This window comes from Devosia sp. GW821-FHT12F11, from assembly GCF_058806655.1.
Genome location: NZ_JBXAPX010000002.1, coordinates 164,837 through 189,832, shown reverse-complemented (window position 1 = coordinate 189,832; position 24,996 = coordinate 164,837). Strand labels below are relative to the sequence as shown.

Below are 24,996 nucleotides of genomic sequence, written 5' to 3'. Positions count from 1 at the left end.
CACATGCGCTCCATCCATTTAGTTGGAAGAGTGTTGGTTCGCAGGTTCTACCTCCTCTCGCTGATCGAGGCTGCCGGCAGCCTCAGCAGGTGAGGGTGTCAGGGCATTGGTCGTTCTCCACGAAGTCGACGTACGTGCCCAAACATAACGTTCTCGCGTCTCGACGCGCTGAAGGTTACATTCTAGCCACTCCGACCAAACACCGGTTGGAGAACACTCAGCCAGATCAGCAGGTTAGCTAGGAATGTAAGGAACTGCGTGGAACGTTCATTTTCCGACAGCCTCGTGCAGTCCGCCGCCTCCATCCCTCCCATCCCGGCTTCATTCAACTCCCGCCTCCGATCGATCCAAGACAGCACCGGGCACCGGTGCAACTATCCCCTCAGACAACACGGCACACAGCCGGACCCGAGGAGGCCACGGTGCACGATACGCTCAGCGTTCCCGACTACCCGCTCACCCAGGAGCAGATCGATCAGTATCGCCGGGACGGGTTCATTCAACTGGACGATGTGATCACCGGCCCGGTGCTCGATGCGATGCGGGGGGCGGTGGTGAATGCCGTGGCGATAGAGACCAACGAGGCGCCCGATCGGTCGCGGACCGGGGCGCAGGCCACCTATGAGAAGATCTTCAATCAAAAGGTGAATCTTTGGCAACGCCACCCCGAGGTGGCCCGGTTCACGCTGTCCGCTGCGCTCGGTCGTATCGCGATGCGCCTTGAGGGACGCCCTATGCGGCTCTGGCACGACCAGGCCCTGTTCAAGGAACCGATGAAGGGCAACAACCGCACGCCCTGGCATCAGGATGCAGTGTACTGGCCGCATGTCGATCGCTGGCACCAGACGACGATCTGGATCGCGCTCAAGGACGCGACGACCCATAATGGCTGCATGGCCTTCGTCGAGGGCACCCATTCGCTGGGGCCGCAGCCGCCCGTCGATCTGAGCGATCCGCAGGACCTGTTCGACTATGCCCCGCATTTGAGGCCGGTGAAGCCGGTGCCGCGGCCGCTGAAGGCGGGGAGCGCCACCTTCCACAACGGGCTGACCTTCCATTATGCCGGCCCCAACAAGTCCGACGGCACGCGCGAAGCCTTCGCCATCATCTATATGCCCGATGGCACGCGCTATGATGGCAAGCCGCACATCGTCACCGACGAGCAGGGTTTTGCGGCCGGCGACCTGCTCGATAGCGAGCTGTTCCCGCGGGTCGGCTAGCGATGCGCTACCGGGCGTTCGGCGGCACCGGCTGGCAGGTCAGCGAGATCGGCTTCGGCGCCTGGCAGATCGGGGGCGACTGGGGCGGGGCGAATGATGCGGAGTCGATCCGCACGCTGCACCACGCCTTCGAGCGCGGCATCAACTTCGTCGATACGGCAGAGATGTACGGCAAGGGCCGCTCCGAAACGGTGGTGGGGGAGGCGGTCCGGCAATGGCGGCAGGGCCGCATCTATGTGGCGACCAAGGTGCAGCCGACCGTCTGGCCGAGCCCCGATGAGGAGCGCCCGCCGATGCGCGGCCGCTACCCGGCCTGGCATCTGCGTGCTGCGGTCGAAGCGTCACTCAAACGTCTGCAGGTCGAACGGATCGATCTGCTGCAGCTCCATTGCTGGGTGGCGGATGGCGTCACCGAGCTCGATTGGCTGGAGACGCTCAATGCGCTGCGGCTCGAAGGCAAGCTCGACCAGATCGGCGTATCGTTGCGCGACTACCGGCCCGATGATGGCATCGACCTGGCGCGCCTCGGCCTCGTCAGTTCGCAGCAGGTGATCTTCAACCTGTTCGAGCAGCGGCCGAGGGACCGGCTGTTTCCCGCCGCGCCGGATCATCCGCCGGCCTTCATCGCCCGCGTGCCGCTCGATTCCGGCTCGCTGACCGGCAGCTGGACCGCTGCGACCTATGCCGGCTGGCGTGCGGGGTCGGTGCCGCACCAGCTGTTCCGTGGCGACCGCTTCGCCGAAACGCTGGCGCGGGTCGAACGGCTGAAGCGGCTCTGCGCCCCGTATTTCCCGACCCTCGCCGAAGCCGCTATGCGCTTCAGCCTCAGTGCGCCGGAGGTCTCGACGGTCATCCCCGGGATGCACAGCCCGGCCGAGGTGGACACCAACATCGCCTATGCCGATGGCGCGCCGTTCCCCGACGAGTTGCTGGCGCAACTGGCCGCCCATAGCTGGCCGCGGAATTACTACCAATGAGCGCGGACCCGGCTGCCGTGCAGTTCGAGCTGCTGCTGCCGAGCGAAATCCGCCGGGCGCTGGCGCAGCGATCGCTCGTCTACGTGCCGCTCGGGACCTACGAGTGGCACGGCGAGCATCTGCCGGTCGGTCTCGACGGGCTCACCGCGCATGGGCTTTGCCTGCTGGCGGCGCAACGCGGCGGCGGGCTGGTGCTGCCGCCGCTCTACTATGGCACCGGCGGCGGGCATGGCGACTATCCGTGGACGATCATGGCCGGCGCCGATGACATCCGGCCATTGCTGCGGCAGACGCTCGGGCGTCTTGAGGCTTTCGAGGTCGGCGCCGTAGTGATCCTCAGCGGTCATTTCGCGGGCGAGCAGATCGAGATGCTCCGCGGGCTGGAGGCCGAATGGGCGGGTTCGGGCGACCGCATGCGGGTTCGGGCGGTGGCGGTCAGCATGGCCGCCGGCCTGGCCCTAGCGCCCGACCATGCCGCCCGCTTCGAGACCACGCTGCTCAATGCGCTGTGGCCCGGTCGCGTGCATCTCGACCTGCTGCCGGCACTGGCCGAAGCGCCCAGCATCGACCCTGACGGTAACGAGATGGGGGCGCAGCGGCACGACCCCGCGCACCCGTTGTTCGGGATCTTTGGTCCTGATCCGCGGCGGTTCGACCCTGCCGAGGCACTGCCGCTGCGGGATGCTATGGTCGATTGGCTGCTAGGGGAGGCTGGTGCGCTCTAGAGCGGAACGCCTCACTCGCGGAGGGCGCCTCTGGTGCCCGCTTATGGGTGGGCTAGACTACCGTATCGCCTCCCCACCGGCTGTCATCCCAGCGAAAGCTGGGACCCAACTCTCCCCTGGTGCGGGCTGTGAAATGGGTCCCAGCTTTCGCTGGGATGACACCGAGTTTGCGGAGCGGCTTGTAGCCAACAACGTGAAGAACCCGGCTCACACATTGTAAATCGTCCGATAGGCCGAGGGTGTCATGCCCTGGTAGCGCTTGAACAGCCGGCAGAAATGCGGGGCGTCCGAATAGCCCAGCTCGGCCGCGATCTCGGTGATGCTGGGGCGCGGGTTGAGCAGCAGCGTGCACGAGCGGTGGATGCGCCGCCGCTGGAAGAAATCCGTCGGGCCATAGCCGGTCGAGGCGCGGAACAGCGCCGAGAAGTGGTCGACCGAGAGCCCCGCCGCCCTGGCGCTGCGGGCGACCGAGTAGGGGGTGCCGGTGGCGGCGGCGCGATCGATCGCCTCCATCGCCGTCCACACCTCCGGTCGGAAGGTGAGGGTGGCCGAGGTCGGGTCGTGCCGCATCCAGGCTCTCGCCATCGTCGCCACCGCCTTCTGCAGCGCACAGCGGAGGAACAGCGGCGATGGCGCTGCACGGTTGCCCTCGGCCTCGATCTGCGAGAGTTCCGCGGCAATGAGCTCGAAATCGGCGGCATCGAGCCGCATCTGCACGGTATCGACGATCTGCGATCGCATCAGCGTGGTCGAGAGGAACAGCGGCACCGCTCCGGGCTCGGTCCATAACAGGCCAAGGTCGCCCATCAGCCATTCGCTGAGATAATAGGCGTTGATCACCTCGATCCGCTCCACCCGCTCGAAGGCGTGCACTTCGCCCGGCGGCACGACGACCACATCGCCCCGCGCCAACGGGGCGCGGCCGTTTTTGGTCCGGTGTGTGGCGCCGCCCGAGGTGACGATGCAGATCTCGTGGTAGGCGTGGTCGTGCGGCGGCACGTCCTCGATCACCTCCAGCCGTTGTGCCCGGACGGGCCGGCCGGCCGAAAGCTGTACGGTCGATTGCTCGATAGTGTAATGCGCCGCGAACGGCGATCCGGGATTCATTCAACGAGCCTAGCCGCACCCGGCGCAGTGCAACAAGCCCCCGCGTCGGCCTCAAATCGCGGGTTCGTTCAAGCTTTGCGGCTGAATGCTGCAAGACGCATAGCGAGGCGCCGTGGTCTTTTGGCCGACTGCCCAGCGGGAGATGGGCGGAACCTGAGGGAGGAACGGAAGTGAACACACGCACGGCAATTCATCTGCGCGCCGCTGTCCTGGCGGCGGCGCTGACTGGTCTCGCAACCGGATGGGCCACGGCCCAGACGGTGAACCTGACCTTGAGCCATTTCAACAATCCGAACGAGGTGGCGACGGCCAACAAGCTCATCGAGGTGTTCGAGGCGGCCAACCCCGATATCAACATCGATGTGGAGCTGATCCCCACCGGCGGCGACGGCGACAACCTCGTCAAGACCCGCCTCTCGACCGGCGATATGACGGATCTCCTCTGGTACAATGCGGGCTCGCTGTTTCATGCGCTCAACCCGAAAGAGCGTTTCGTCGACCTGACCGACGAGCCGTACCAGGCGGCGATCCTCGATTCGTTCAAATCGGTGGTCACCGAGGACGGCCGTGTTTATGGCGTGCCGATCGGCACTGCCTTCGGCGGCGGCGTGCTCTACAACCGCAAGGTGTTCGAGAAGCTGGGGCTCTCGGTGCCCAAGTCCTGGGCCGAGTTTATGGCCAATAACGAGAAGCTCAAGGCAGCCGGCATCCCCGCGGTCATCCAGACCTTCGGCACACCGTGGACCGCGCAGCTCTTCGTGCTCGGCGATTACTACAACCTGCAGGCGGCCGAGCCGGATTTCGCCGAGCGCTACACCGCCAATCAGGCGAAGTACGCCACCGCTCCCGCCCTCAAGGGCTTCGAGCGGCAGGAGGAGGTGTTCAAGGGCGGCTACCTCAACGAGGATTTCGCCTCGGCCATCTTCGAGGATGGGCTGCGCATGGTGGCCGAAGGCGAGGGTGCGCAATATCCGATGCTCTCGATCACCGTCGGCACGATCGCCACGACCTATCCGGACCTCGTCAACGATGTCGGCTTCTTCGCCCTGCCGGGCGATGACGCGACGAAGAACGGGCTCACCACCTGGATGCCGAACGGGCTCTACATCACCTCGACCACGCCGCATCTGGCGGAGGCCAAGCGCTTCGTCGAATTCGTCGCCAGCACTGCCGGCTGCGATGCGCAGACCGCGGCCATCGGCGCGACCGGTCCGTACCTCGTCAAGGGCTGCACCATCCCCGCCGACGTGCCGCCGGTGGTCAGCGACCTCTTGCCCTATTTCGAGACCGACGGGGCAACGGCGCCGGCGCTGGAATTCCTCTCGCCGGTCAAGGGCCCCAACCTGCCGCAGATCACCGTGGAAGTCGGCTCCGGCATCCGCTCAGCCGCAGATGGCGCCGCGCTCTACGACGAGGACGTGAAAAAGCAGGCGCAGCAACTGGCTCTGCCGGGCTGGTAAGCGCCGCTTGGGGCGACCCGCGTCGGGTCCTCGACGCGGGTCGCCGTTCCCTGTCGAGCTGCCGCTTTACCAGCGGCGGCTCGACATCGACGGCGGCTAGAGTTCGATCTCGTACGCCGTTACCGAAGCCTTCGGCACGCGCAGCTTCCCGGCCGCTGGCTCGGTCGTGGTGGTCACCGCGAAGACGTCGAGCGCCGTGCTGTCGATCGCCGTGTCGAGTTCGGGGTTGATGCGGTGGGCACGCACCGCCTTCGGTGTCACCCCACCCAGGTCGAGTGTTACGTCCGCCGCATTGTCGAGGCTGGTGTTGACGACGTGGACGTGGAGCGTGTCGCCCGAGCGGCTCGCCGACACTTCGATTGCCTTGTCATCCGACGATATCGCCACCCCGTGCGTGCCCGAGTGGCGGCGGAACAGCCGCATGATGTGGCCGACCGGCAGCAGGTAGGGCTGCTCGCGCGGCGAGCCCAGCAGCACCGCGTTCACCGTCCAGCTGGTGCCGGCGAAATCGGCCAGCGTCGAGATGTCGATGATGTCGGAATGGCGCTCGAACAGCGCCATGCAGCGGGCGTGGTAGAGCCCCGAGATCCACTCGCGCAGCATCTCGGATTTGTTGTGCGGCTGGATGGAGAGGTGTCCCTCGGTGATGGCGAGCTTCGCCGTCGTGCCGAGATCCCTAAGCGTCGCGCGGGCGCCGAGCAGCTTGTCCTCGACCCTTTTGTACATGCCGTCGAGCGCGTCCCAGGTCGCGCCGTAATCCTTGCGGTAATCGCGGCCGTGCAACACCGTCGGCTCGTCGCCGGGGTTCTGGTGCATCATGTGGATGGCGACCATGTCGACGAGGTCGCCGCCTTCCTCTACCAGCTCGTTGGCCCACCACTTGCCGGTGTCGCGCTCCATGTCGCCCCAGCCGATCAGCTGGATCGAGGGGTCGCGCGCCTTCATGGCCTTGGCGAACTCGACATAGTGGCGGGCGTTCTCTGCGCTGGTGAACCGTTCGCCGGCCTTGGGGTAGGAGGTCTCGTTGCCGATCTGCCAGGTGTGGATGGCCCATGGCGCCCGGCGGCCATTGGCTATGCGCTCGGCATTATCGGGGTCGTTGCAGTAGCTGACCAGATCGGCGGCCTCGGTGGCGTCGCCGGAGCGGTGCTCGCCCAGCACGGTGTTGATATATTCCGGCCGGCCGTCGGCGGCGAAGTTGATCGCCATGATCGGCTCCGCCGACACCGCCTCGCAGAACGCCAGGAATTCGTCGACGCCGACGACATTCTTTTCCCAGCCGCCCCACAGGTAGTTGACCATGTCCTGCCGCGAGGCGCGCGGGCCGACACTTTCGCGCCATTTCCAGAAGCTGGTGAGGATGCCGCCCCAGCGGATCGAACTCGGCGCGAGGTCGCGCACCACGTCGATGAAATCCGGCCGCCAGCGGTCGGTCAACGCATCCCAGCAGGCCTCGACCGAGGAGTCGGTGGTGCCGAGCGGCTCCATGAACTGCATGTAGAGGCGCGGCGAAATGGCGTGCAGCGGCCGCGGGTCGACCTTGATCGTCGGCATGAAGAGCTCCTGAGACTTTACTTGATGCCCGAGGTTGGGCGCATTCCGCTGACGATCCAGCGCTGGCCCACGAGGAACAGCAGGATCATCGGCAAAGAGGTGACGAAGGCAGCGGCGAGGATCATCGTGTAGTTGAGCACGGCGCTGGTATCGGCGCTGAGATAGGCGATCACCACCGGCACCGGCATCGCCTCAGGGGTGTTGGTGACGATCAGTGGCCAGAGGAAGTTATTCCAGCTGTAGAGTGCGGTGATCACCGTAACGGTGATGATCGAGGGCATGGCCAGCGGCACCATGATCTTCAGGAACACCTGGAAATCGGTGGCGCCGTCGATGCGGGCCGCCTCGTCGAGCTCGCGCGGCACCTGCATGAAGAACTGACGCAGGATGAAGATGCCGATGACTCGCGGCAGGCCGGGCAGGATCACTCCCCACAGCGTATTCACCAGCCCGATATTGGCCATCAGGTCATAGAGCGAGATGACCTCGAGGATGCCCGGCATCATCATCGACACCAGCACCAGGGCGAACAGCACGTTGCGGCCGATGAATTTGGTACGGGCAAAGGCGTAGGCGGCGGGAACGTCGAGCAGCAGGATACCGACGACCTGCAGCACCATGATCACCGTGCTGTTCCAGATGCCGGTCGGCACGCTGACGCCGCGTTGCGTCTCGGTGAGCACCTTGGTGTAGTTGTCGAGCGTCCACTGGGTGGGGATGAACACCCCCTTCAGCACTTCGCTGGCCGGCGCGAACGAGAACAGCACCAGCGAAACCAGCGGCAGGAACCACAGCGCCGCGAGCACGGCGAGGACGATCCAGCGGGTGAGCTGCGAACCCTTGCGTTGTTGCATGGCTCAGGCCTCCCGCCGGAAAAAGCGGAACTGGATGAAGCTCAGCGTCGCGATGATCAGGGTGATGACGACGCCGATCGCCGCGGCGCGGCCCAGCGCGAAACGCTCGAACCCCTCTTCGTAGAGCAGCATGGTGAGCACGGTGGTCGAGCCGAACGGCCCGCCCTGGGTCATGATCAGCACTTCGCCGAAAATCTGGAAGGCCTGGACGATCGAGAGCACCACGACGATCAACAGGATCGGCCTGAGCAGCGGCACGGTGATCAGCACCAGGTCCTGCAGGGCGGTGGAGCCATCGAGCCGGGCGGCTTCGTAGAGCTCGTCGGGAATGTTCTCGAGCCCGGCGAGGAGGATGATCACCATGAAGCCGACATTGATCCACAGCGTCACGAGGCTGATGACGAACAGCGACCAGCCGGGGATCTGGAGGAGGTTCTGGCCGGGCAGGCCGAAGAAAGCCAGCACCTTGTCGATGGTGCCGATATTGGGCTCGAACAGCCAGTTGAAGGCGATGGCCGCGACCGCGACGTTGATCACGATGGGCAGGAAGAACGCGGTGCGGAAGATGCCGATGCCGGGGAGCTTCCTGTGCAGCATGACCGCCAGCACCAGCGAGATCACCGTGATCATCGGCACATACATCGCGGCAAAGCCGCTGGTGATCCAGAACGAGCTCCAGAACCTGGTATCGCCGACCAGCGAGGTGTAGTTGTCGAACCCCACAAACGCGTTCGGACCGAAAATGCCCCAGTCGAACAGGCTCATGTAGAGCGCCCGGCCGACCGGATAGGCGACGAATACCGCGAACAGGGCGACGTAGGGTCCCGCCAGCAGATACGGGAACAGGGTCGAGCGGAGGCGGGACATTGCGGTCCTTCAAGTCGGACAGGGGGTGAGGCGACCGGTGCTGCCGATCGCCCCAGTGGCGTGCTGCGGGCAGGGAGGGCCCGTTACTTCTTGGCCAGTTCCTGGCGGATGCCGTCGACCATCATGGTGACGGCCTGGTCGACATCGACCTGGCCGGCATAGAACGCCTCGGCGGTGGTCTGCACGACGCGGTCGACCTGCGGCTGCACCGAGAGCGCTGGCGGGAAGTGGACATAGTCGAGGGAGGTGGCGACGATGCTCTGCTCGGGCAGCGCCTTGAACTCGTCGCTGTTGAGCGTCGTCAGCTTGGCCGGCATCTTGCCGGTCTTGGCCCAGGCGATGGAGTTGTCGCCAATCCATTTGACGAAGACCAGGGCATCGGTGCGGGCTTCCGGCGGCGTGCCGCGCGGGATCACGAAGTTATGGCCCAGCGCGAAGGTCGCCGGCCTGTCGCCGAAGGTCGGCAAGGGGGCGACACCGAAGCTGAGGCCCTGGTCGGCTGCCGCCGTCTGGTAGACGGGCAGGTCGGTGATCTGGTTGATGACGATGCCGAACTTGTTCTGCGCGAACTGAGCCGGGACGTCGGAGATGATCTCCTTGGGGGCGAGACCGGCATCCATATAGGCCTTGAGGGTCTCGAGCGACTTCTTGGCCGTCTCGGCGAAGCCGTCGGCGACGTCGGTCTGGTCGGCGTTGTAGAGCTCGTCCTGATACTGCCAGTAGATCGAATAGAAGTTGCGGAACGCACCGGAGCCGTTGAGCTGGAAATGCAGCCCCTGCACGCCGTTGCCCAGTGCCTGGATCTTGGTCGCGGCATCGAGCAGCTCGGCGCCGGTCTTGGGCGGGTTGTTCGGGTCGAGCCCCGCCTGCTCGAACAGCGTCTTGTTGAAGTAGATGTGGCGCGGGAAGGCGTCGATCGGCACGCCATAGCGCTTGTCGGCGACAACGCCCGCCGACCACAGTTGCGGGATGTAGTCGGCCTCGGCAAGACCGGCGGCGGCGATCTCCTCGGGGGTGTAGGCCTCGAGCGCGCCCTGCTTCACGAAGCCGGCGATCTGGTGCGAGTGCATCACGGCGAGGTCCGGCGCGGTGCGCGACGCCATCGAAACCGAGAGCTTGGTGTAATAGTCGTCCCACGGGATGATCAGCAGGTTGACGTTGACGCCCGCGGCAGCCCCGGCGCCGGCGTTGAATTCTTTGACCAGCGCATCGATGGCCGTGCCGTCCGGCCCGGTGAACGGGCTCCAGAACTCGACCTCTCCGGCGAACGCCGCGAGCGGCACGAGCGATGCGGTTACCAGCGCCATGGCCGATACGGCCATTCGGTTCATAGCCTTCATGATCTTCTCCTCCTGATCGGGCTTAAGCCACAACCTTCTTGCATACGCTACTGATATATTAGTATCTAAGTCAACGGCCCTCGCATCTCGCATTCACGAGGTGGCGCGTGCTAAGGTTCAGCTCGTGGCTTTCAAACGCCCGGAAATTAGCGGTTCTGCTGTATGGAATTGTCCAAGGAATCGGTTCGGCAACGGCGGCGTGCCAGTCCCTCTCGCATCCCAGGCGGCGGCTCCGCCTCAGCTTGGCGACTAGTATATCAGAACCTTAGGGAGGACATTGTGTCGCTGCGGCTGAAGCCCGGCGACCCGATCAGCGAGAAGGAAGTCGCCGCCCGCTACGGGGTCAGCCGAACCCCCGTCCGGGAGGCCATTCAGCGGCTGGCCGATGAACGGTTGGTCGAGATTTTTCCCCAGTCCGGTACCTTCGTCGCCCGCATCCCCTACGGCGACCTGCCCGAAGCGATGGTGATCCGTAAGGCGCTTGAAACCGCTTCTGTGCGGCTGGCGACGGAAAAGGCGACGCGGAGTCAGTTGCTGGCCCTGGCCACCATCGTCGAGCAGCAGCGAGAGGCGGCGGAAGCCAATGACCGCGGTGCCTTTCACCGTGCCGACGAGGCCTTCCACGCCAAGATCGCCGAGATCAGCGGCTTTCCCGGCATCTGGCGGCAGGTGCTGCAGGTCAAGGTGCAGGTCGATCGCTATCGGCGGCTGACCCTGTCGCAGGAAGGGCGCATGGCGCAGGTGATCGCCGACCACGAACGCATCCTCGCCGGCATCACCGCGGGCAACCCGCAGGACGCCGAGATCGGCATGGCGCTGCACCTCGACGCCGTGCTGCCCGACACAGTGGAAGGCCAACCGACCGACGGCACAACGGATTGAGCCTCGCCGGCGCATGGCGTGGTCTGATGCGCCAGCCGCTCAGCCTGCTGCCAGCGCCCGAATTTCCGCCAGCGCGTCTGCATCGACCGCTATGCCGCGTGCGAGGCTCTCCCGCCGGGTGGCATAGCGGCGGTCGCCGGGGAGGCGGGATTGGCCGGCGTCGTGGATTTCGGCGATCAGCACTTCCAGCCGGTCGGCAAAGCTGTTCACGGCGCCACGCTGTGGGTCGATCAGGATGTAGGTTTGGCCGCCATGCGGCGTAGCGGCGCCCGGGTAGGCGCTCCAGTCGATTTCGAACGAATAGTCGCCGCCGGCCAGCGCCGCGCCCATGATTTCCATCATCATGGCGATCGAGGAGCCCTTGTGCCCACCGAACGGCAGCAGCGCCCCGCCATCGAGGATGGCGGCAGGGTCGGTGGTCGGGTTGCCTTGGCCGTCGACGCCGGTGCCGGGCGGCAGCTGCCGGCCTTCGCGCCGGGCGATCTGCACGTCGCCATTGGCCATGGCGCTGGAGGCCTGGTCGAACACCAGCGGATCGGTGCCCTCACGCGGCGCGGCAAAGCCGAACGGGTTTGTGCCATAGACTTTGCGATGGCCGCCATGCGGCACCACTGATGCCATCGAGTTGATCATGGCGAGGGCGATAAATCCCTGACGCGCAAACGGCTCGATATCGGGCCAGACGGCGCTGAAGTGATGCGCCTTGCGTACGCTGAGCACGGCGATGCCGTTGGCCCTCGCCTTGGCCATCAGCGGCTGGCGCGCCAGTTCCAGCACCGGCAGCGAGAAGCCGTTGCGGCCGTCGGCCCTGAGCATGCCGGGCGCCACATCCTCCAGCACCGGCTCCGCCTTGCCATCGACCCAGCCGGTGTCGAGCGAGGCGAGGTTGCCCTTGATGCGGAAGATGCCGTGGCTATGCGCGCCGTCGCGCTCCGCGCCGGCCATGTTCTCGGCGAGGATCGCCGCGACCGTTTCGGAACAGGCATGCCTGAGGAATATCGCTCGCAGCAGGGCCACGAGTTCGTCATAGGCGATGTGGGTGGTCACTTGCCGATCCGGGGCCAGGTGTCGGAGAGCCGGTAGCCGCCCTGCCAGGGGTCGGAGGGGTCGAGCATCTCGGTGCGGGTGCCGGTGATCCAGGCGCGGCCGGAGATCGAGGGGATGATCGACGGCCGGCCGCCGAGCGTGGTGTCGGCCTCGATGCGGCCGAGGAATTCCGAGCCGATGATCGAGCGCGCCAGATAGTGGTCGCCGACCTGCATCTCGCCCCTGGCGCGCAGCACTGCCATGCGGGCCGAAGCGCCGGTGCCGGTGGGCGAGCGGTCGATCTTGCCGGGCTGGATGGCCACGGCGTTGGCGGCGGTCAGGATACCGTCCCGCCGTTCGAGCGGCGCGGCGATCTGGCAGAACGAGAAATGCGTCCAGTCCGGATTGGTCGGATGGGTGAAGCCGAGCTGCTCGTTGGCGGCGCGGGTGATGCGGATGCCGGTCTCTGCGAGCTCGCGCGCCTCATCGGGCGCGATGCGGAAGCCGAGTGCGTTGGCATCGACGATGACGAAGCTGTCGCCGCCATAGGCGGTATCGACGGTCAGCGTGCCGACGCCCTCGACCTCGAGTGTGGCGCCGAGCTTGTCGGCAAAACTCGGGACGTTCGTGACGGTGATCCGTTCCGCCTTGCCGTTGCGGCATTCGGCCACCACCTCGACGATGCCGCCCGGCGCTTCCAGCACCAGCCGGGTTTCCGGCTCGGTCATCGGCACGATGCCGGTATCGAGCAGCACGGTTGCGACGCAGATCGAGTTCGACCCCGACATCGGCGGGGTGTCCTCGGGCTCCATGATGATGAAGCCCATCTGCGCCCGCGGATTTTTGGGCGGCACCAGCAGGTTGACGTGCCGGAACACCCCGCCGCGCGGCTCGTTCAGCACCAGGTTGCGCAGCGTCTGGTCGCGGGCGATGAAGCGCGACTGCTCCCACAGCGTCTCGCCCGGTGGCGGCGCGACGCCGCCGACGATCACGTCGCCGACCTCGCCTTCGGCGTGGCAGCCGACGATTTCAATGGCGCGGGTAGTTCTCATGTAGTCACCGGATGTTGCAGTCGACAGGAGCCACCGGCGGTGCCGCGATCCTCCCCCGCCACGCGGGGGAGGACCACGGAGAGGCCGGTGCGTGTAACGACCGAAAGTCACTTGATCACCTGCACAGCCTCGCCCAGCACATCCCATTTCGGCTCCACCCCCAGCCCCGGCGCATCGCTTGCGGTCATGAACCCGTTTTCGCGCTTCGGGGCGCCGTCGGCGATCGATACGGTGACGTAGGAGTTGAAGTCGGTCGCGGTGAAGCAGAATTTCTGCGGCGTCGAGCGGGCGAGGTGCGCGATGGTGGCGGTGACGATGTCGCCGCCCCAGGTGTCCTCGATGGTCATCGGGATGCCCGAGGCGACGCAGAGGTCGCGCATCTGCCGCGCCTTGGTGAGGCCGCCGACCTTGCTGATCTTCAGGTTGATGACGTCGAACGCATCCTCGGAAATGCCCTTCACCAGGTCGCCGACCGTGCCGATATTCTCATCGAGCACGAACGGCAGGCTGGTGCGGCGGCGGATTGAGACGCTCTCCTCGTAGCTCATACAGGGCTGCTCGATATAGACATCGAGATCGCCGACGGCGTTCACCACCCGCGCCGCATCGGCCATGGTCCAGCCGGTATTGGCGTCGGCAACGAGGATGTCGGTCTCGGCGAGGATTTCGCGACAGGCCCGGATGCGCCGGATGTCGTCATTGGCATCGCCGCCGACCTTGAGCTGGAATTTGGTGTAGCCCTCGGCGCGGTAGCCGGTGATCTTCTCGGCCATCACCGCCGAGTCTTCCTGGCTGATCGCCCGGTAGAGCGCGATCCGTTCCTGCTCGGCCCCGCCCAGGAGTTTGTAGACCGGCAGCCCGGCAACCTTCCCCAGAATGTCCCAGCAGGCGATGTCGATCGGCGCCTTCACATAGGGGTGGCCGCGCAGCACCGCGTCCATGTGGTGGTTGAGCGGCCAGAGGTCGGTCGGATCATGCCCGATCAGCTTTGGCCCGATCTCCGCGATGCCGGCCCGCACCCCTCTGGCGTAGGAGGGGAGGTACGCCGAGCCGAGCGGGCAGCACTCGGCATAACCGGTAATCCCGGCATCGGTCTCGACCGCCACCACGGTCGAGTCGAACACCTCCATGAAGTTGCCGCCACTCCAGTTGTAGCGGCCTTCGCGCAGCGGCAGATCGACCTGATAGACCTTGATGGCGGTGATTTTCATCTATGGAGTTCCTGGCGAGAGCCTGCCCAGTTCACCGGGTCATTCCCGCGAAAGCGGGAATCTCCGTTTGCGTGGTACGATCCTGAAACAGAGGTTCCCGCTTTCGCGGGAAAGACTCCGTGGGTGGGGCGAGCAAGGTCTGCCATCGCTCACACCAGCGAGAAGCCGTGGGCGAAGGGGTCGCGGTCGTCGATATAAATGGTGTTGAGGCCGGTCTGGCGGGCCCAGCCGGCGATCGAGGGGACGATGCCGTCATAGTTGCCGACCTTCACCGCACGCTCGACCCGGCCGTTGAACACCGAGCCGATGATCGACTCGTGGTTGAAGGCGTCGCCGACCTTGAGCTTGCCGCGGCCATACCACTGCGCCATGCGCGCCGAAGTGCCGGTGCCGCAGGGTGAGCGGTCGATCGCCTTGTCGCCGTAGAACACGGCGTTGCGGGCGGTGTTGGCCGCATCGGTCGGCTTGCCGGTCCACAGGATGTGGGTGCAGCCGCGAATGTTCTCGTTCTCGGGATGGACGAACTCGTAGCGCTCGTTCATCGCCGTGCGCAGCGCCGGGCTCCAGCGGAGCAGATCGCCGACCGAGACGTCGGCGATGTCGGAGAAGTTCTCCTGGGCGTCGACGATGCAGTAGAAATTGCCGCCATAGGCCACGTCGACCTTGAGCTTGCCCAGCCCCGGCGCGTCGATCTCGAGGTCGGTGGAGTGGAGGAAGCTCGGGACGTTCGTGAGTCGCACCTTGTCCACATACTCGCCATCCATGGTGTATTCGGCCACCACCTTGCCGGCGGGGACATCGAGGTTCACCACGCCCGGCGTCTTGGGCGTCATCAGCCCGTTCTCGATCGCCATGGTCACCGTGCCGATGGTGCCGTGCCCGCACATATAGAGGCAGCCCGAGGTCTCGATGAACAGGATCGCGATGTCGCAATCCTCGCGCGTCGGCGGATAGAGGATCGAGCCACTCATCACGTCGTGGCCGCGCGGCTCGAACATCAGCCCTTTGCGGATCCAATCGTGGTTGGCGAGGAAATCGGCGCGCCGTTCCATCATCGAGTTGCCCTTGAGCAGCGGGCCGCCGCCGGCGACGAGGCGGACCGGGTTGCCGCAGGTGTGACCGTCGATGCAGGTGAAGATATGCCGGGACATGGAAAGGCTCGTTCTAGAAGCGTTGCGGGGAGAAAGGCGAGAGGTCGAGAGAGGGTGTTGCGCCGGTGAGCAGTTCCGCCACCAGCTTGCCGGTGCCGGCCGATTGCGTCAGGCCCAGATGGCCGTGCCCGAAGGCATAGACGATGTTGCGGGATTGGCGCGAGAACCCAATCGCCGGCAGGCTGTCGGGCAGTGATGGGCGGAACCCCATCCACTGCTTGCCGCCAGTGGTGACAAGGCCGGGCATGAACGTCGCCGCCTTCGTCAGCATGGCGTCGGCGCGCCTGAAGTTGGGCGGCAGCGTCAGGCCGCCCAGTTCCACCGCGCCGCCGATGCGGATGCCGCTTTCGAGCGGCGTCACCACGAAACCATGACCCCCGAATACCAGCTGGCGCCTGAGGTCGAAGCTGTAGCCGGGGAGCGTGGTGTTGTAGCCGCGCTCGGTTTCGAGCGGAATGTTGTCGCCAAGCGGTGCGGTCAGCCGCTTCGACCATGCGCCGCCTGCCACCACCACCTGCCGGGCCTGCAGCGAACTGCCATCAGCGAACTGGATGGCGACGCCATCGGCCTCGGGGCGGAGTTGCGTGACTTCGGCGCGCCTGAAGCTGGCGCCGCGCGCCATTGCCGCCTGGCCCACCGCCACCGCGTAGTCATAGGGGTCGCTGACCGTCTGCCACTTCGGGATGAAGGTGGCGCAGGTGATCCGCGGCGACAGCCCCGGCTGCAGTTCGTTGAGCTCGGCGCCCCGCACATGGCGGAACTCGATGCCTTCGGCAGATTTGGCCGCGTCGTCCCGCGCGGTCTTCCTCAGCTCGTCCTCGCTCTCGTAGAGTTCGAGCACCCCGTCGCGGCGGATCATGCCGTCGAGGCCGGCGCTGGCGATCAGCGCTTCCGCTTCGGCTCGGGCGAGCCGCATCATGGCGCTTTGCGCCTTGAGGCTGGCTGTCACCCGGTCGGGCCAGCCGGCGCGCCAGAAGCGCAGCAGCCAGGGCGTGATCGGCAGCAGGTATTCCGGCCGGATGGTGAGCGGGCCCAGCGGGTCACTCAGCCAGCGCGGCAGCTTCTGCAATACGCCCGAGGTCGCCATCGGGATCACGTCGGAGAAGGCGAAGGCGCCGGCATTGCCGCGGCTCGTCTCCTCGGCGATCCCCTTGCGGTCGATCAGCACGGCCGTACGCCCCGCCTCCTGCAGCTTGAAGGCGATGGAAACGCCGATAATGCCGGCGCCGATAATGGCGACGTCGATGGTAGTCGTCTTGGTCAAGTCAGGTGGCCTTTGGGCTTACGGTGGAGTTCCTTGGAAGGGGCATTCAGCTGCCGAGATAGGCCTGGACGATCGACGGATCGGCGCTGAGTTGCTTGGCTTCGCCCTCGAGGCGGATGACGCCGCTCTCGAGCACATAGCCGTAATGGGCGAGCCTGAGGGCCAGCCGGGCATTCTGTTCGACGAGCAGGATCGTCGTGCCGGCTTCGTTGAGCCGCTTCACGATCTTCATCGTCTCGAGCACCAGCTTGGGCGCAAGGCCCATCGATGGCTCGTCGAGCAGCAGGATCTTGGGGCCATGCATCAACGCCCGGCCGATGGCCAGCATCTGCTGCTCGCCGCCCGACAGCAGCGAACCGTCGGAGTTGGCGCGCGTCCTGAGGATCGGGAACTGCGCGAACACCTGCTCCAGCCGGTCCCTGCGCAGCGTCGCATCCTTCACCGTGAAGGCGCCGAGTTCGAGGTTTTCGCGCACGCTAAGGCCACGCAGCACGTGCCGGCCCTCGGGCACGTGCACCACGCCGGCCCGGGCGATCTGATGCGCCGGCAGGCCCGTGATGTCGTTGCCTTCGAACAGCACCCGGCCGGCCTTGGCGCGGACGAGGCCGGAGATGGTCTTGAGCGTCGTGGTCTTGCCGGCGCCGTTGGCGCCCAGGAGCGTCACGATCTGCCCGCGCTTCACCTCGAGGTCGATGCCCTTGACCGCATCGATCTTGCCGTAGGCGCTGGCGACACCTTCCAGCTTGAGCATCACATCAGAGGTCAAGTGCGTCCTCCTCGACCCCGAGATAGGCCTCGATCACCCGCTGGTTGGATTGGATCTCCTTGGGCGTTCCCTCGGCGATCATCACGCCGTGGTCGAGCACGCTGATCCGCTCGGACAGGCGCATCACCAGTCCGATATCGTGTTCGATCAACAGGATGCAGATGTCCCGCTCGTTGCGGATACGGCGAATGAGCTCGATCAGCTCTTCCTTCTCGCCCGAGGTCAGCCCGGCGGCCGGCTCGTCGAGCAGCAGCAGCCGCGGTTTGGTGGCGAGGGCCCGCGCGATCTCGACGCGGCGTTGCCAGCCATAGGGCAGGGTAGTCGCCTCCCGATCCCAGCCTTCGGTGATGCCGACAAAGCTCAGGCAGTCCTCGGCGACCCGCCGGATCTCGGCTTCCTCGCGACGCTGCGAGGGCAGCTGCAGGATGGCACCGATCACCCCGGAGCTGGTGCGGCTGTGCTGGCCCGACATGACGTTCTCGAGCACCGTCATCTCGCGGAACAGCCGCACGTTCTGGAAGGTCCGGGCGATGCCGAGCTGCGTCACCTGGTGCGGCTTCAGCTTCAGCATTTCGGTGCCGTCGAGGCGGATCGAGCCCTGCTGCGGCTTGTAGAACCCGGTGATGCAGTTGAACAGCGAAGTCTTGCCCGCCCCGTTCGGCCCGATCAGGCTGACGATGCGGCTGGCCGGCACGCTGAAGTCGACGCCGTCGAGCACCTTCGATCCGGCAAAGCTGAGGTTGACGCCCTTGAGTTCGAGGAGGCTCATCGCTTGCTCCTCACCGGCCAGATGCCGCTCGGCCGGAACAGCATGATGAGCAGCAACCCCACCGCAAAGATCAGCAACCTGAGATCGCCGAAGTCGCGCAGCAGTTCGGGCGCGAGGATCACGATGAAGGCGCCGAGAATGACGCCCGGGATCTTGCCCATGCCGCCCAGGATCACCGCCATCAGAATCAGCACCGATTGCCGGAACGAGAAGCTCTCGGGCGAGATCGCCCCGAGATTGGCCGCGAAGAATGCCCCGCCGATCGAGCCGTAGATGGCGCCGACGATATAGGCGGCGAGCTTCACCTTCACCCGGTTGATGCCCATCGCCTCGGCCGCGTCCTCGTCGTGCCGGACATAGAGCCAGGCGCGCCCAAGCCGCGAGTTGGCGAGCCGCACCGAGGCAATGACCCCCAGGATCGCGAGGACGCAGAACACATAATAGAAATCGAGCGGCGTGCGGATGTGCCAGCCGAACAACCACGGCGAGTCGATGCCGATCAGCCCGCTGGCGCCGCCGGTTTCGCGCAGGTTCCGCGCCGTGATCCGGACGATCTCGCCGAACCCCAGCGTGACGATGGCGAGGTAGTCGGAACGCAGCCGCAGCGTCGGCGCGCCGATCACGATGCCGGCGACGATGGCGAGGAGGACAGCCAGCGGCAGCGCCAGCCAGAAGTTGAACCCGAAATGCAGCGTGGTGATGCCGACCGTATAGGCGCCGACGGCGAAGAACGCCGCAAAGCCGAGGTCGAGCAGGCCGGCATAGCCGACGACGATGTTGAGCCCCAGCGCCAGCAGCACATAGAGCAGCGCATTGGTGAGGATCACCGTGCCGTAGGAGCCGAAGATGTAGGGCGCCACGGCCATGGCGATGAGGATGACGGCGATTGCCGCATAGCGCTTCTGCGGCGTATCGAGCAGCGTCGCGAGACCGCCCCAGGCACTCGGTCGTTCAGGGAACTGCGCCATCACATGCGCTCCTGCTCGGGCTTGCCCAACAGGCCCGTCGGTTTGAACACCAGAACGAGGATGAGGACGGAGAACGAGAACACGTCCTTCCACTCGCTGCCCACCCCCGGCAGCTGCGTACCAAAACTCTCGAGCAGGCCGAGGATCAGCCCGCCCAGCATGGCGCCGGGGATCGAGCCGATGCCGCCGATCACCGCGGCGGTGAACGCCTTGAGCCCGATCAGGAAGCCCATGAAATACCACAGCGACCCGTAATAGGCGCCGGCCATCGAGCCGGCTGCTGCAGCGAGCGCCGAGCCGAGGAAAAAGGTGATGGCGATCACCGCATTGACGTTGATGCCCATCAGCCGGGCCATATCCTTGTCGACCGATACGGCCCGCATGGCGCGGCCATACTGGGTGCGCGACACGAACAGCTCGAGCGCCAGCATCAGCACTGCGGCGACGCCGACCAGGATCATCTGGTTGTAGCTGATGAACAGGTTGCCGAGTTTCACGCCGCCGAAGCCGAGCGCCGCGCCGAACGGCACGTACTGCCCCTTGGTCAGCGTCAGCATGCTGTTCTGCAGCACCAGCGACACCGCAAGGGCGGTGATCAGAATGGAAAGGCGCGGCGCCGACAGCATCGGCGCGTAGGCGACGCGCTCGATGACCACGCCGAGAAAGCCGACGGCAATCATCGCCAGCACCATCGACACCGCGACGCCAAGCCAGCCGGGCCCGAGATAGGGCGCGAGGAACGACAGCACCAGGAAACCGGCGAAGCCGCCCACCATGTAGAGCTCGCCATGCGCGAAGTTTAGGAGCTTCACCACGCCGAACACCATGGTGTAGCCCAGCGCCACCAGCGCATAAAACGAACCGAGTACGATGCCGTTCAGCAACTGGTTCGTGAAGATGTCGAAGATGCTCACCCGCCACCTCGCCCTTCAGTCAATTTGCCAGAGGGCGGATCGGCGCCGGAGCGCCGATCCGCGACAGTTCAGGTGACTACTGCGCCAGCGTCCAGGCGCCGCCCTTGCCTTCGAGCACCACGAAGTTGGAGCGCGCGAGGGTCTTTTCGGGCGTGAACGATATCGGGCCCGAAATGGTGTCGGTGAAGTTGGCGCCCTGCAGCGTCTCGATCACCTTGGCGGAGTCGGCGGTGCCGGCGGTGTTGAGCGCCCAGGCGAGCAGCTTCATCGCGTCGTAGCTCAGCGTCGAGTAGGGGCCCGGCGCCGCGCCGAACTGCTTCTGATAGGCCTCGGCGAACGCCTTGGCTTCCGGCAGGAACTCGGCCGTCGGGTTGGAGAAGGCGATCACCCCCTCGGCCGCCGGGCCGGCGATCTTGAACAGCTCGGGCGAGTTGGAGCCATCGCCCACCGCGATCAGGCCCTGGTAGCCACGCTCGCGCAACTGGCGGATCAACAGGCCACCATCGGCATAATAGGCGGTCCAGAACACCGCATCGGGATTGGCCGCGGTGATGGCGGTGACGACCGCCGAATAGTCCTGCTCGCCCTTGTTGGTGACTTCGAAATTGGTGACCGTGTTGCCGGCCGCTTCCCAGTTCTTCTTGGTCAGGTCCGCCAGATCCTGCGAGTAGGCGTCGCCCTGGTTGATGATGGCGATCTTCTTGACGCCCTTGGCGTTGAAGTACTCGATCGCCTTGGCCACCTGGTCATTGCCGGTCGAGTTGATCATGAACGCGTTGCCCGGGTTCTCCGGGATCAGCTTGGTCGAGTTGGCCGCCGGAATGATCAGCGGAATCTTGGCGTCGCCGTAGATCTTGAGCGTCGGCACCGTCGCGCCGGAGCAATAGCCGCCCACGACGCCGACCACGCCGGATGCGGCCAGCTTGCTCGCGGCATTGACTGCCAGCTGCGCGTCGCAGCCGTCGTCGCCGATGGTCGAGGTCAACTGCTTGCCCAATACGCCGCCAGCCGCGTTGATCTCGCCGATGGCGAGGTTCACGGCATTGGCTATGTCCTGCCCGTAGGTGGCTTCCGATCCGGTAGTGGGGACCATGATGCCGATGGTCAGCGTGTCCTGCGCGATCGCTGGTACGCCGAGCACGATGGCGAGTGCGAGGCCCGCTGCGGTTTTGATGACATTACGCATGTCGTTCCGTCTCCCTTCTCCTCAGGTGCATCCTTGCATGCACCTTGTCGGCACAATGCAGCCGCGTTAACATTTCGTCAATTGGCAGCGGACAGGAGCCGGAAGATGAGTGGATCCTCGCGCGGGACGGCCCCGCTTGCGCCGCGCGTCAAAGGCTCGGGCGTCCAGAAGGTCTATGAGCAGTTGAAGGCCTCGATCCTCGATCTGTCGCTGGAGCCGGGCGCGCCGCTCGATGAAGTGACGCTCGCCGAAGCCTTCGGCATGTCCCGCACCCCGGTCCGCGAAGCGTTGGTGCGGCTCGCCGCCGAGGGGCTGGTGAGTCAGCTGCCCAACCGCAACACCATCGTCGCGCCGATCGATTTCGGCGCGCTGCCGGTCTATTTCGAGGCGCTGACGCTGATGTACCGGGTGACCACCCGGCTCGCCGCCGGCGCCCGGACGCGCGCGCACCTCGAGGCCATGCGCTTCCACCAGGCCGCCTATGCCAGGGCGGTGCGCGAAGGCGACGTGCTCGGCATGATCGGCCACAACCGCAACTTCCACGCCGCCATCGCCGAGGCCGGCGGCAATCCCTATTTCACCGGGCTCTTCACCCGCCTGCTCGATGAGGGGCGCCGCATTCTCAGGCTCTACTACTACAAGAGCTTCAACGACCACCTGCCGCGCAGATATGTCGATGAGCACGATGCTCTCGTTGCAGCGATCGAAGCCGAGGACGCCGAGCTCTGCGACCGCCTGGCCGCTGAACATGCCAGCCAGATCGTCGCGCAGATCCAGCGCTATATCGCCGTCGACCGCACCCGCGAACTGTCCCTCGCCGGCGGCGCCTAGCCCCGGCTCGACACCTCCAAGGTGGAACCGTCTGCCGAGCGACCCGTTACCGGGGTGAACCAAGGCGGAGTGGTCGCATGACTGGATATTCGCTGAATAGACGCAGGTTCGTCACGACGGGGCTTGCGGGTTTCATAGCCTCAACCCTCCCTATCAGGTCGTCGGCAGAGGAGGCGAAGTTGGAAACGAACGAGGCAACATCCGAGGTCACCTCGAAAGACGGGACCCCGATCGCCATCAGCCGCTCGGGCGAAGGACCGGCGCTTATCCTGGTCGGCGGCGCGCTCAGCGACGGCTCGGGCGCGGCGCCGCTCGCCAGGCTCCTCGCCCCGCGCTTCACCACCGTCACCTTCGATCGGCGGGGCAGGGGGAAGAGCGGTGACACGCCGCCCTATGCGGTCGAGCACGAGATCGAGGACATCGACGCCATCATCGACGCGCTTGGTGGCACGGCATTCATTCACGGCCACTCGTCCGGTGCGGTCTTATCGCTCGAAGCCACCGCAAAGCTCGCGGGCAAGGTGACAAAACTCTCGCTTTACGAGCCGCCCTTCATCACCGACGGCACTCGTCCGCCACCGCCCGCCGACTTTGCGAGCCATATCGATGAGCTGATCGCCGCCAAGCGTCGTGGCGATGCGGTCGAATATTTCCTCGTCGAGGTGGTCGGCACGCCCGCCGAGGCGATCGCCCAGATGCGATCGGCGCCCGCCTGGCCGGCGCTCGAAGCCCTGGCGCACACCCTCGCCTATGACGTTGCGGTGCTGGGCGACAGGATGTCGGGCAAGCCGCTCACATCAGGGGCCTGGGATGCTGTTACCATTCCGGTCCTGGTGATGGATGGTGGCGCCAGCCCCGAATGGATCCGCAACTCGGCTCGTTCGGTCGCCGATCTCCTGACCGACGCCGAACACCGCAGTCTTGCCGACCAGACCCATAATGCTGCCCCCGAAGTCGTCGCGCCCGAACTGGAGCGCTTCTTCCTCGGCTGAACCGCTACTCCGCGGCAAGCCGCATCGCTACCGCAGGGGCGAAGAGCGGCGTGCGGTTGGGGAGCTGCAGTGTCGTGAGTTCGCAGCCGAACACCTCGCGTACCAGCGCGATATCCAGCACCTCCGCCGGTGCGCCACAGGCGGCGCGCCTGCCTTCGGACATCACCAGCACCTGGTCGGCGTAGAGCGCCGCGAGGTTGAGGTCATGGAGGATAGCGACCACCGCGCCGCCGGCTGCCGCAAAACCCCGCGCGATCTCCATCACCAGCAACTGGTGTTTGATGTCGAGGCTCGAGACCGGTTCATCCAGCAGCAACAGCCGCGGCGTGCCCTGAAACACCGGCTGCCACACCTGGCACAGGACACGCGCCAGTTGCACCCGCTGCTGCTCGCCGCCGGAGAGGCTTTGGTACATCCGGCCGCCAAACCCGGCGAGGTCGACCCGCCGCAGTGCTGCCTCGACCACCACCTCGCGTTGCGCCGGCAGCACGCCCAGCCCGGCTGACAGCCCCAGCCGCACCACTTCGCGCACAGTGAACGGAAAGCTCAGCACCGAAGCCTGTGGCATCACCGCGCGCATCGTCGCTGCCGCCCGTGGCGGCAGTACACGCAGCGAGCGGCCGTTGAGGGCGATGTCGCCCTCGTGTTCGAGCTCGCCGCTCAGCGCCTTCATCAGCGTGGTCTTGCCCGAGCCGTTCGGTCCGATGATCGCCAGCACTTCGCCCGCCCGCGCCGTGACGCTGACGCCTTCGACGATCCGCTTGCGTTCGATGGCGACCGAGACGCCACGAACCTCCAGCACCGGGCTCACCATGCCAGCTCCCGCCGCCGCAGCAGGATCCACAGGAAGAACGGCCCGCCCACCGCCGCGGTGACAATGCCGATCGGCAGCTCGGCCGGAGCGACGATGGTGCGCGCCACGGCGTCGGCGACGAGGAGGAAAGCGGCGCCGAGCAGGGCTGAGGCCGGCAGCAGATATTTGTGGTCAGGCCCGATCACCAGCCGCAGCAAATGCGGCACGATGATGCCGATAAAGCCGATGCCGCCGCTCACCGCCACCGCCGCTCCGGTGGCGGCCGCTACCGCGACGATGGCGATGCGCTTCAGCCGCTGTACCGGGATGCCCAGGTGCATCGCCGTTGCCTCGCCCAGCGTCAGGGCGTTGAGCCCGCGCGTCAGCAGCATGCAGCAGAGCACTGCGACGAGGATGATCGGCCCCGAGGCCTGGACCTTCTGCCAGTTCGAACCGGCGAGCGAGCCCATGCTCCAGAAGGTGAAGTCGCGCAGCTGCGAGTCGCTGGCGAGGAACACCATCACGCCCATCACCGCGGTGGCGAGCGCCGCAATGGCGATGCCCGCGAGCAGCATCGTGGCGATCTGGGTCTGCGCGCCGCGCGTCGCCACCTGGTAGAGGATCAGGGTGGTGACGAGGCCGGTGACGAAGGCCGAGATCTGCAGGCTGTAGATGCCGAGGATCGCGGTCAGCGGCGCCAGCGCCGTACCGCCCAACACGATCATCACTACCGCGCCGAGGCTCGCGCCGGACGACACGCCGACCAGCCCGGGGTCGGCCAGCGGGTTGCGGAACAACCCCTGCATGACGACGCCGGAGACCGCGAGGCCCGCGCCGATCAGTATGCCCAGTAGCAGCCGGGGCAGACGGATATCGAGGAACACCAGCTGGTCGCGCAGCACCAGCGGGTCGTCCGTCGCTCCCGCCATATAGGCCGACAGCAGCCGTGGCAGCGAGGCGTCCGAAGCGCCGGTCAGCAGCGCGAGCGTCGCCGCCGCAACCAGCAGCAGCACCAAGCCGACCAGCGTCAGCTGGGCCAGTCGCGTCCGGTCCCCCGCAACCGGGCCGGCGAACTCGGCCGTCATCG

At 66.0% G+C, this 24,996-nt stretch carries 24 protein-coding genes; 7 read left to right on the top strand and 17 right to left on the bottom strand.

The window, feature by feature from the left end; genetic code table 11:
• Window positions 1-422: 422 nt before the first annotated feature.
• Genes AC1ROK_RS06530 through AC1ROK_RS06520 form a run of 3 tightly spaced genes read left to right on the top strand, consistent with a single transcriptional unit; the run spans window position 423 to window position 2,922 of the window.
• Window positions 423-1,220 carry a phytanoyl-CoA dioxygenase family protein gene (locus AC1ROK_RS06530; RefSeq protein ID WP_492845053.1) on the top strand — a complete coding sequence of 266 codons (798 nt, stop codon included), beginning with the start codon at window positions 423-425 and terminating at the stop codon, window positions 1,218-1,220.
• Between the two features lie 2 nt (window positions 1,221-1,222).
• Window positions 1,223-2,197 carry an aldo/keto reductase gene (locus AC1ROK_RS06525; RefSeq protein WP_492845051.1) on the top strand — a complete coding sequence of 325 codons (975 nt, stop codon included), beginning with the start codon at window positions 1,223-1,225 and terminating at the stop codon, window positions 2,195-2,197.
• Window positions 2,194-2,922 carry a creatininase family protein gene (locus AC1ROK_RS06520; RefSeq protein WP_492845049.1) on the top strand — a complete coding sequence of 243 codons (729 nt, stop codon included), beginning with the start codon at window positions 2,194-2,196 and terminating at the stop codon, window positions 2,920-2,922. The genes AC1ROK_RS06525 and AC1ROK_RS06520 overlap by 4 nt, the downstream gene beginning before the upstream one ends.
• Window positions 2,923-3,129: 207 nt before the next feature.
• Here AC1ROK_RS06520 and AC1ROK_RS06515 read toward each other — a convergent pair whose 3' ends face one another.
• Entirely contained in the window at window positions 3,130-4,029 is a 900-nt protein-coding gene (locus tag AC1ROK_RS06515) for an AraC family transcriptional regulator (protein ID WP_492845047.1), read from the bottom strand.
• A 170-nt stretch (window positions 4,030-4,199) separates the two neighbouring features.
• Between AC1ROK_RS06515 and AC1ROK_RS06510 the strand changes: the two genes are divergently transcribed.
• Window positions 4,200-5,489 carry an ABC transporter substrate-binding protein gene (locus tag AC1ROK_RS06510; protein ID WP_492845046.1) on the top strand — a complete coding sequence of 430 codons (1,290 nt, stop codon included), beginning with the start codon at window positions 4,200-4,202 and terminating at the stop codon, window positions 5,487-5,489.
• A gap of 96 nt (window positions 5,490-5,585) precedes the next feature.
• On the opposite strand, the gene AC1ROK_RS06505 is transcribed toward AC1ROK_RS06510, so the two are convergent.
• The 4 genes from AC1ROK_RS06505 to AC1ROK_RS06490 all read right to left on the bottom strand — a co-directional run bounded on the left by AC1ROK_RS06505 (window position 5,586) and on the right by AC1ROK_RS06490 (window position 10,104).
• The gene (locus tag AC1ROK_RS06505) at window positions 5,586-7,043 is read right to left on the bottom strand and encodes an alpha-L-arabinofuranosidase family protein (RefSeq protein WP_492845044.1); all 1,458 of its coding nucleotides are present in this window, start codon (window positions 7,041-7,043) and stop codon (window positions 5,586-5,588) included.
• 17 nt (window positions 7,044-7,060) lie between these two features.
• Window positions 7,061-7,897, bottom strand: coding sequence for a carbohydrate ABC transporter permease (locus AC1ROK_RS06500; protein ID WP_492845042.1), 837 nt, complete (start codon window positions 7,895-7,897; stop codon window positions 7,061-7,063).
• A gap of 3 nt (window positions 7,898-7,900) precedes the next feature.
• Window positions 7,901-8,764, bottom strand: coding sequence for a carbohydrate ABC transporter permease (locus AC1ROK_RS06495; RefSeq protein WP_492845040.1), 864 nt, complete (start codon window positions 8,762-8,764; stop codon window positions 7,901-7,903).
• An 83-nt stretch (window positions 8,765-8,847) separates the two neighbouring features.
• Window positions 8,848-10,104: an extracellular solute-binding protein gene (locus tag AC1ROK_RS06490; protein WP_492845038.1), complete on the bottom strand. Its 1,257-nt coding sequence runs from the start codon at window positions 10,102-10,104 to the stop codon at window positions 8,848-8,850.
• 162 nt (window positions 10,105-10,266) lie between these two features.
• On the opposite strand from AC1ROK_RS06490, the gene AC1ROK_RS06485 reads away from it, so the two are divergent.
• Window positions 10,267-10,986 carry a GntR family transcriptional regulator gene (locus tag AC1ROK_RS06485; RefSeq protein WP_492845035.1) on the top strand — a complete coding sequence of 240 codons (720 nt, stop codon included), beginning with the start codon at window positions 10,267-10,269 and terminating at the stop codon, window positions 10,984-10,986.
• Between the two features lie 39 nt (window positions 10,987-11,025).
• On the opposite strand, the gene AC1ROK_RS06480 is transcribed toward AC1ROK_RS06485, so the two are convergent.
• The 10 genes from AC1ROK_RS06480 to AC1ROK_RS06435 all read right to left on the bottom strand — a co-directional run bounded on the left by AC1ROK_RS06480 (window position 11,026) and on the right by AC1ROK_RS06435 (window position 21,293).
• Complete coding sequence (locus AC1ROK_RS06480) at window positions 11,026-12,033, bottom strand: Ldh family oxidoreductase (RefSeq protein ID WP_492845033.1); 1,008 nt, start codon at window positions 12,031-12,033, stop codon at window positions 11,026-11,028.
• Window positions 12,030-13,064 (bottom strand): trans-3-hydroxy-L-proline dehydratase, encoded by a 1,035-nt coding sequence (locus tag AC1ROK_RS06475; protein WP_492845031.1) that lies wholly within the window; start codon window positions 13,062-13,064, stop codon window positions 12,030-12,032. Before AC1ROK_RS06475 ends, AC1ROK_RS06480 begins: the two co-directional genes overlap by 4 nt.
• A 107-nt stretch (window positions 13,065-13,171) precedes the next feature.
• Window positions 13,172-14,275: a cis-3-hydroxy-L-proline dehydratase gene (locus AC1ROK_RS06470; RefSeq protein WP_492845030.1), complete on the bottom strand. Its 1,104-nt coding sequence runs from the start codon at window positions 14,273-14,275 to the stop codon at window positions 13,172-13,174.
• A 149-nt stretch (window positions 14,276-14,424) separates the two neighbouring features.
• On the bottom strand, window positions 14,425-15,426 hold the full coding sequence (locus AC1ROK_RS06465) for a 4-hydroxyproline epimerase (protein ID WP_492845028.1): 1,002 nt from the start codon (window positions 15,424-15,426) through the stop codon (window positions 14,425-14,427).
• 13 nt (window positions 15,427-15,439) lie between these two features.
• Window positions 15,440-16,690, bottom strand: a complete 1,251-nt coding sequence (locus tag AC1ROK_RS06460) for an NAD(P)/FAD-dependent oxidoreductase (RefSeq protein ID WP_492845026.1) — start codon at window positions 16,688-16,690, stop codon at window positions 15,440-15,442.
• 46 nt (window positions 16,691-16,736) lie between these two features.
• Window positions 16,737-17,441 (bottom strand): ABC transporter ATP-binding protein, encoded by a 705-nt coding sequence (locus tag AC1ROK_RS06455; protein WP_492846351.1) that lies wholly within the window; start codon window positions 17,439-17,441, stop codon window positions 16,737-16,739.
• A 4-nt stretch (window positions 17,442-17,445) separates the two neighbouring features.
• Window positions 17,446-18,225 (bottom strand): ABC transporter ATP-binding protein, encoded by a 780-nt coding sequence (locus AC1ROK_RS06450; RefSeq protein ID WP_492845024.1) that lies wholly within the window; start codon window positions 18,223-18,225, stop codon window positions 17,446-17,448.
• Window positions 18,222-19,193 carry a branched-chain amino acid ABC transporter permease gene (locus AC1ROK_RS06445; protein ID WP_492845022.1) on the bottom strand — a complete coding sequence of 324 codons (972 nt, stop codon included), beginning with the start codon at window positions 19,191-19,193 and terminating at the stop codon, window positions 18,222-18,224. The genes AC1ROK_RS06450 and AC1ROK_RS06445 overlap by 4 nt, the downstream gene beginning before the upstream one ends.
• Window positions 19,193-20,107: a branched-chain amino acid ABC transporter permease gene (locus AC1ROK_RS06440; RefSeq protein WP_492845020.1), complete on the bottom strand. Its 915-nt coding sequence runs from the start codon at window positions 20,105-20,107 to the stop codon at window positions 19,193-19,195. Before AC1ROK_RS06440 ends, AC1ROK_RS06445 begins: the two co-directional genes overlap by 1 nt.
• Window positions 20,108-20,183: 76 nt before the next feature.
• The gene (locus tag AC1ROK_RS06435; RefSeq protein WP_492845018.1) at window positions 20,184-21,293 is read right to left on the bottom strand and encodes a branched-chain amino acid ABC transporter substrate-binding protein; all 1,110 of its coding nucleotides are present in this window, start codon (window positions 21,291-21,293) and stop codon (window positions 20,184-20,186) included.
• 105 nt (window positions 21,294-21,398) lie between these two features.
• Here AC1ROK_RS06435 and AC1ROK_RS06430 point away from each other — a divergent pair, with 105 nt between their 5' ends.
• Both AC1ROK_RS06430 and AC1ROK_RS06425 read left to right on the top strand, forming a co-directional pair.
• Window positions 21,399-22,124 carry a GntR family transcriptional regulator gene (locus AC1ROK_RS06430; RefSeq protein ID WP_492845016.1) on the top strand — a complete coding sequence of 242 codons (726 nt, stop codon included), beginning with the start codon at window positions 21,399-21,401 and terminating at the stop codon, window positions 22,122-22,124.
• 179 nt (window positions 22,125-22,303) lie between these two features.
• A complete protein-coding gene (locus AC1ROK_RS06425; protein ID WP_492845014.1) occupies window positions 22,304-23,116 on the top strand; it encodes an alpha/beta fold hydrolase in 813 nt (270 codons plus the stop codon).
• A 4-nt stretch (window positions 23,117-23,120) separates the two neighbouring features.
• Here AC1ROK_RS06425 and AC1ROK_RS06420 read toward each other — a convergent pair whose 3' ends face one another.
• Entirely contained in the window at window positions 23,121-23,918 is a 798-nt protein-coding gene (locus AC1ROK_RS06420; RefSeq protein WP_492846349.1) for a heme ABC transporter ATP-binding protein, read from the bottom strand.
• A 5-nt stretch (window positions 23,919-23,923) separates the two neighbouring features.
• A complete protein-coding gene (locus tag AC1ROK_RS06415; protein ID WP_492846347.1) occupies window positions 23,924-24,994 on the bottom strand; it encodes a FecCD family ABC transporter permease in 1,071 nt (356 codons plus the stop codon).
• Window positions 24,995-24,996: the final 2 nt, after the last annotated feature.

What these genes read in the sequence shown, in the direction of transcription:
- AC1ROK_RS06525 (WP_492845051.1), top strand. Translation starts at nt 1,223, where the DNA reads ATGCGCTACCGGGCGTTCGGCGGCACCGGCTGGCAGGTCAGCGAGATC.
- AC1ROK_RS06520 (WP_492845049.1), top strand. Translation starts at nt 2,194, where the DNA reads ATGAGCGCGGACCCGGCTGCCGTGCAGTTCGAGCTGCTGCTGCCGAGC.
- AC1ROK_RS06515 (WP_492845047.1), bottom strand. Translation starts at nt 4,029, where the DNA reads ATGAATCCCGGATCGCCGTTCGCGGCGCATTACACTATCGAGCAATCG.
- AC1ROK_RS06505 (WP_492845044.1), bottom strand. Translation starts at nt 7,043, where the DNA reads ATGCCGACGATCAAGGTCGACCCGCGGCCGCTGCACGCCATTTCGCCG.
- AC1ROK_RS06500 (WP_492845042.1), bottom strand. Translation starts at nt 7,897, where the DNA reads ATGCAACAACGCAAGGGTTCGCAGCTCACCCGCTGGATCGTCCTCGCC.
- AC1ROK_RS06495 (WP_492845040.1), bottom strand. Translation starts at nt 8,764, where the DNA reads ATGTCCCGCCTCCGCTCGACCCTGTTCCCGTATCTGCTGGCGGGACCC.
- AC1ROK_RS06490 (WP_492845038.1), bottom strand. Translation starts at nt 10,104, where the DNA reads ATGAAGGCTATGAACCGAATGGCCGTATCGGCCATGGCGCTGGTAACC.
- AC1ROK_RS06485 (WP_492845035.1), top strand. Translation starts at nt 10,267, where the DNA reads ATGGAATTGTCCAAGGAATCGGTTCGGCAACGGCGGCGTGCCAGTCCC.
- AC1ROK_RS06475 (WP_492845031.1), bottom strand. Translation starts at nt 13,064, where the DNA reads ATGAGAACTACCCGCGCCATTGAAATCGTCGGCTGCCACGCCGAAGGC.
- AC1ROK_RS06470 (WP_492845030.1), bottom strand. Translation starts at nt 14,275, where the DNA reads ATGAAAATCACCGCCATCAAGGTCTATCAGGTCGATCTGCCGCTGCGC.
- AC1ROK_RS06465 (WP_492845028.1), bottom strand. Translation starts at nt 15,426, where the DNA reads ATGTCCCGGCATATCTTCACCTGCATCGACGGTCACACCTGCGGCAAC.
- AC1ROK_RS06455 (WP_492846351.1), bottom strand. Translation starts at nt 17,441, where the DNA reads ATGCTCAAGCTGGAAGGTGTCGCCAGCGCCTACGGCAAGATCGATGCG.
- AC1ROK_RS06450 (WP_492845024.1), bottom strand. Translation starts at nt 18,225, where the DNA reads ATGAGCCTCCTCGAACTCAAGGGCGTCAACCTCAGCTTTGCCGGATCG.
- AC1ROK_RS06445 (WP_492845022.1), bottom strand. Translation starts at nt 19,193, where the DNA reads ATGGCGCAGTTCCCTGAACGACCGAGTGCCTGGGGCGGTCTCGCGACG.
- AC1ROK_RS06435 (WP_492845018.1), bottom strand. Translation starts at nt 21,293, where the DNA reads ATGCGTAATGTCATCAAAACCGCAGCGGGCCTCGCACTCGCCATCGTG.
- AC1ROK_RS06430 (WP_492845016.1), top strand. Translation starts at nt 21,399, where the DNA reads ATGAGTGGATCCTCGCGCGGGACGGCCCCGCTTGCGCCGCGCGTCAAA.
- AC1ROK_RS06415 (WP_492846347.1), bottom strand. Translation starts at nt 24,994, where the DNA reads ATGACGGCCGAGTTCGCCGGCCCGGTTGCGGGGGACCGGACGCGACTG.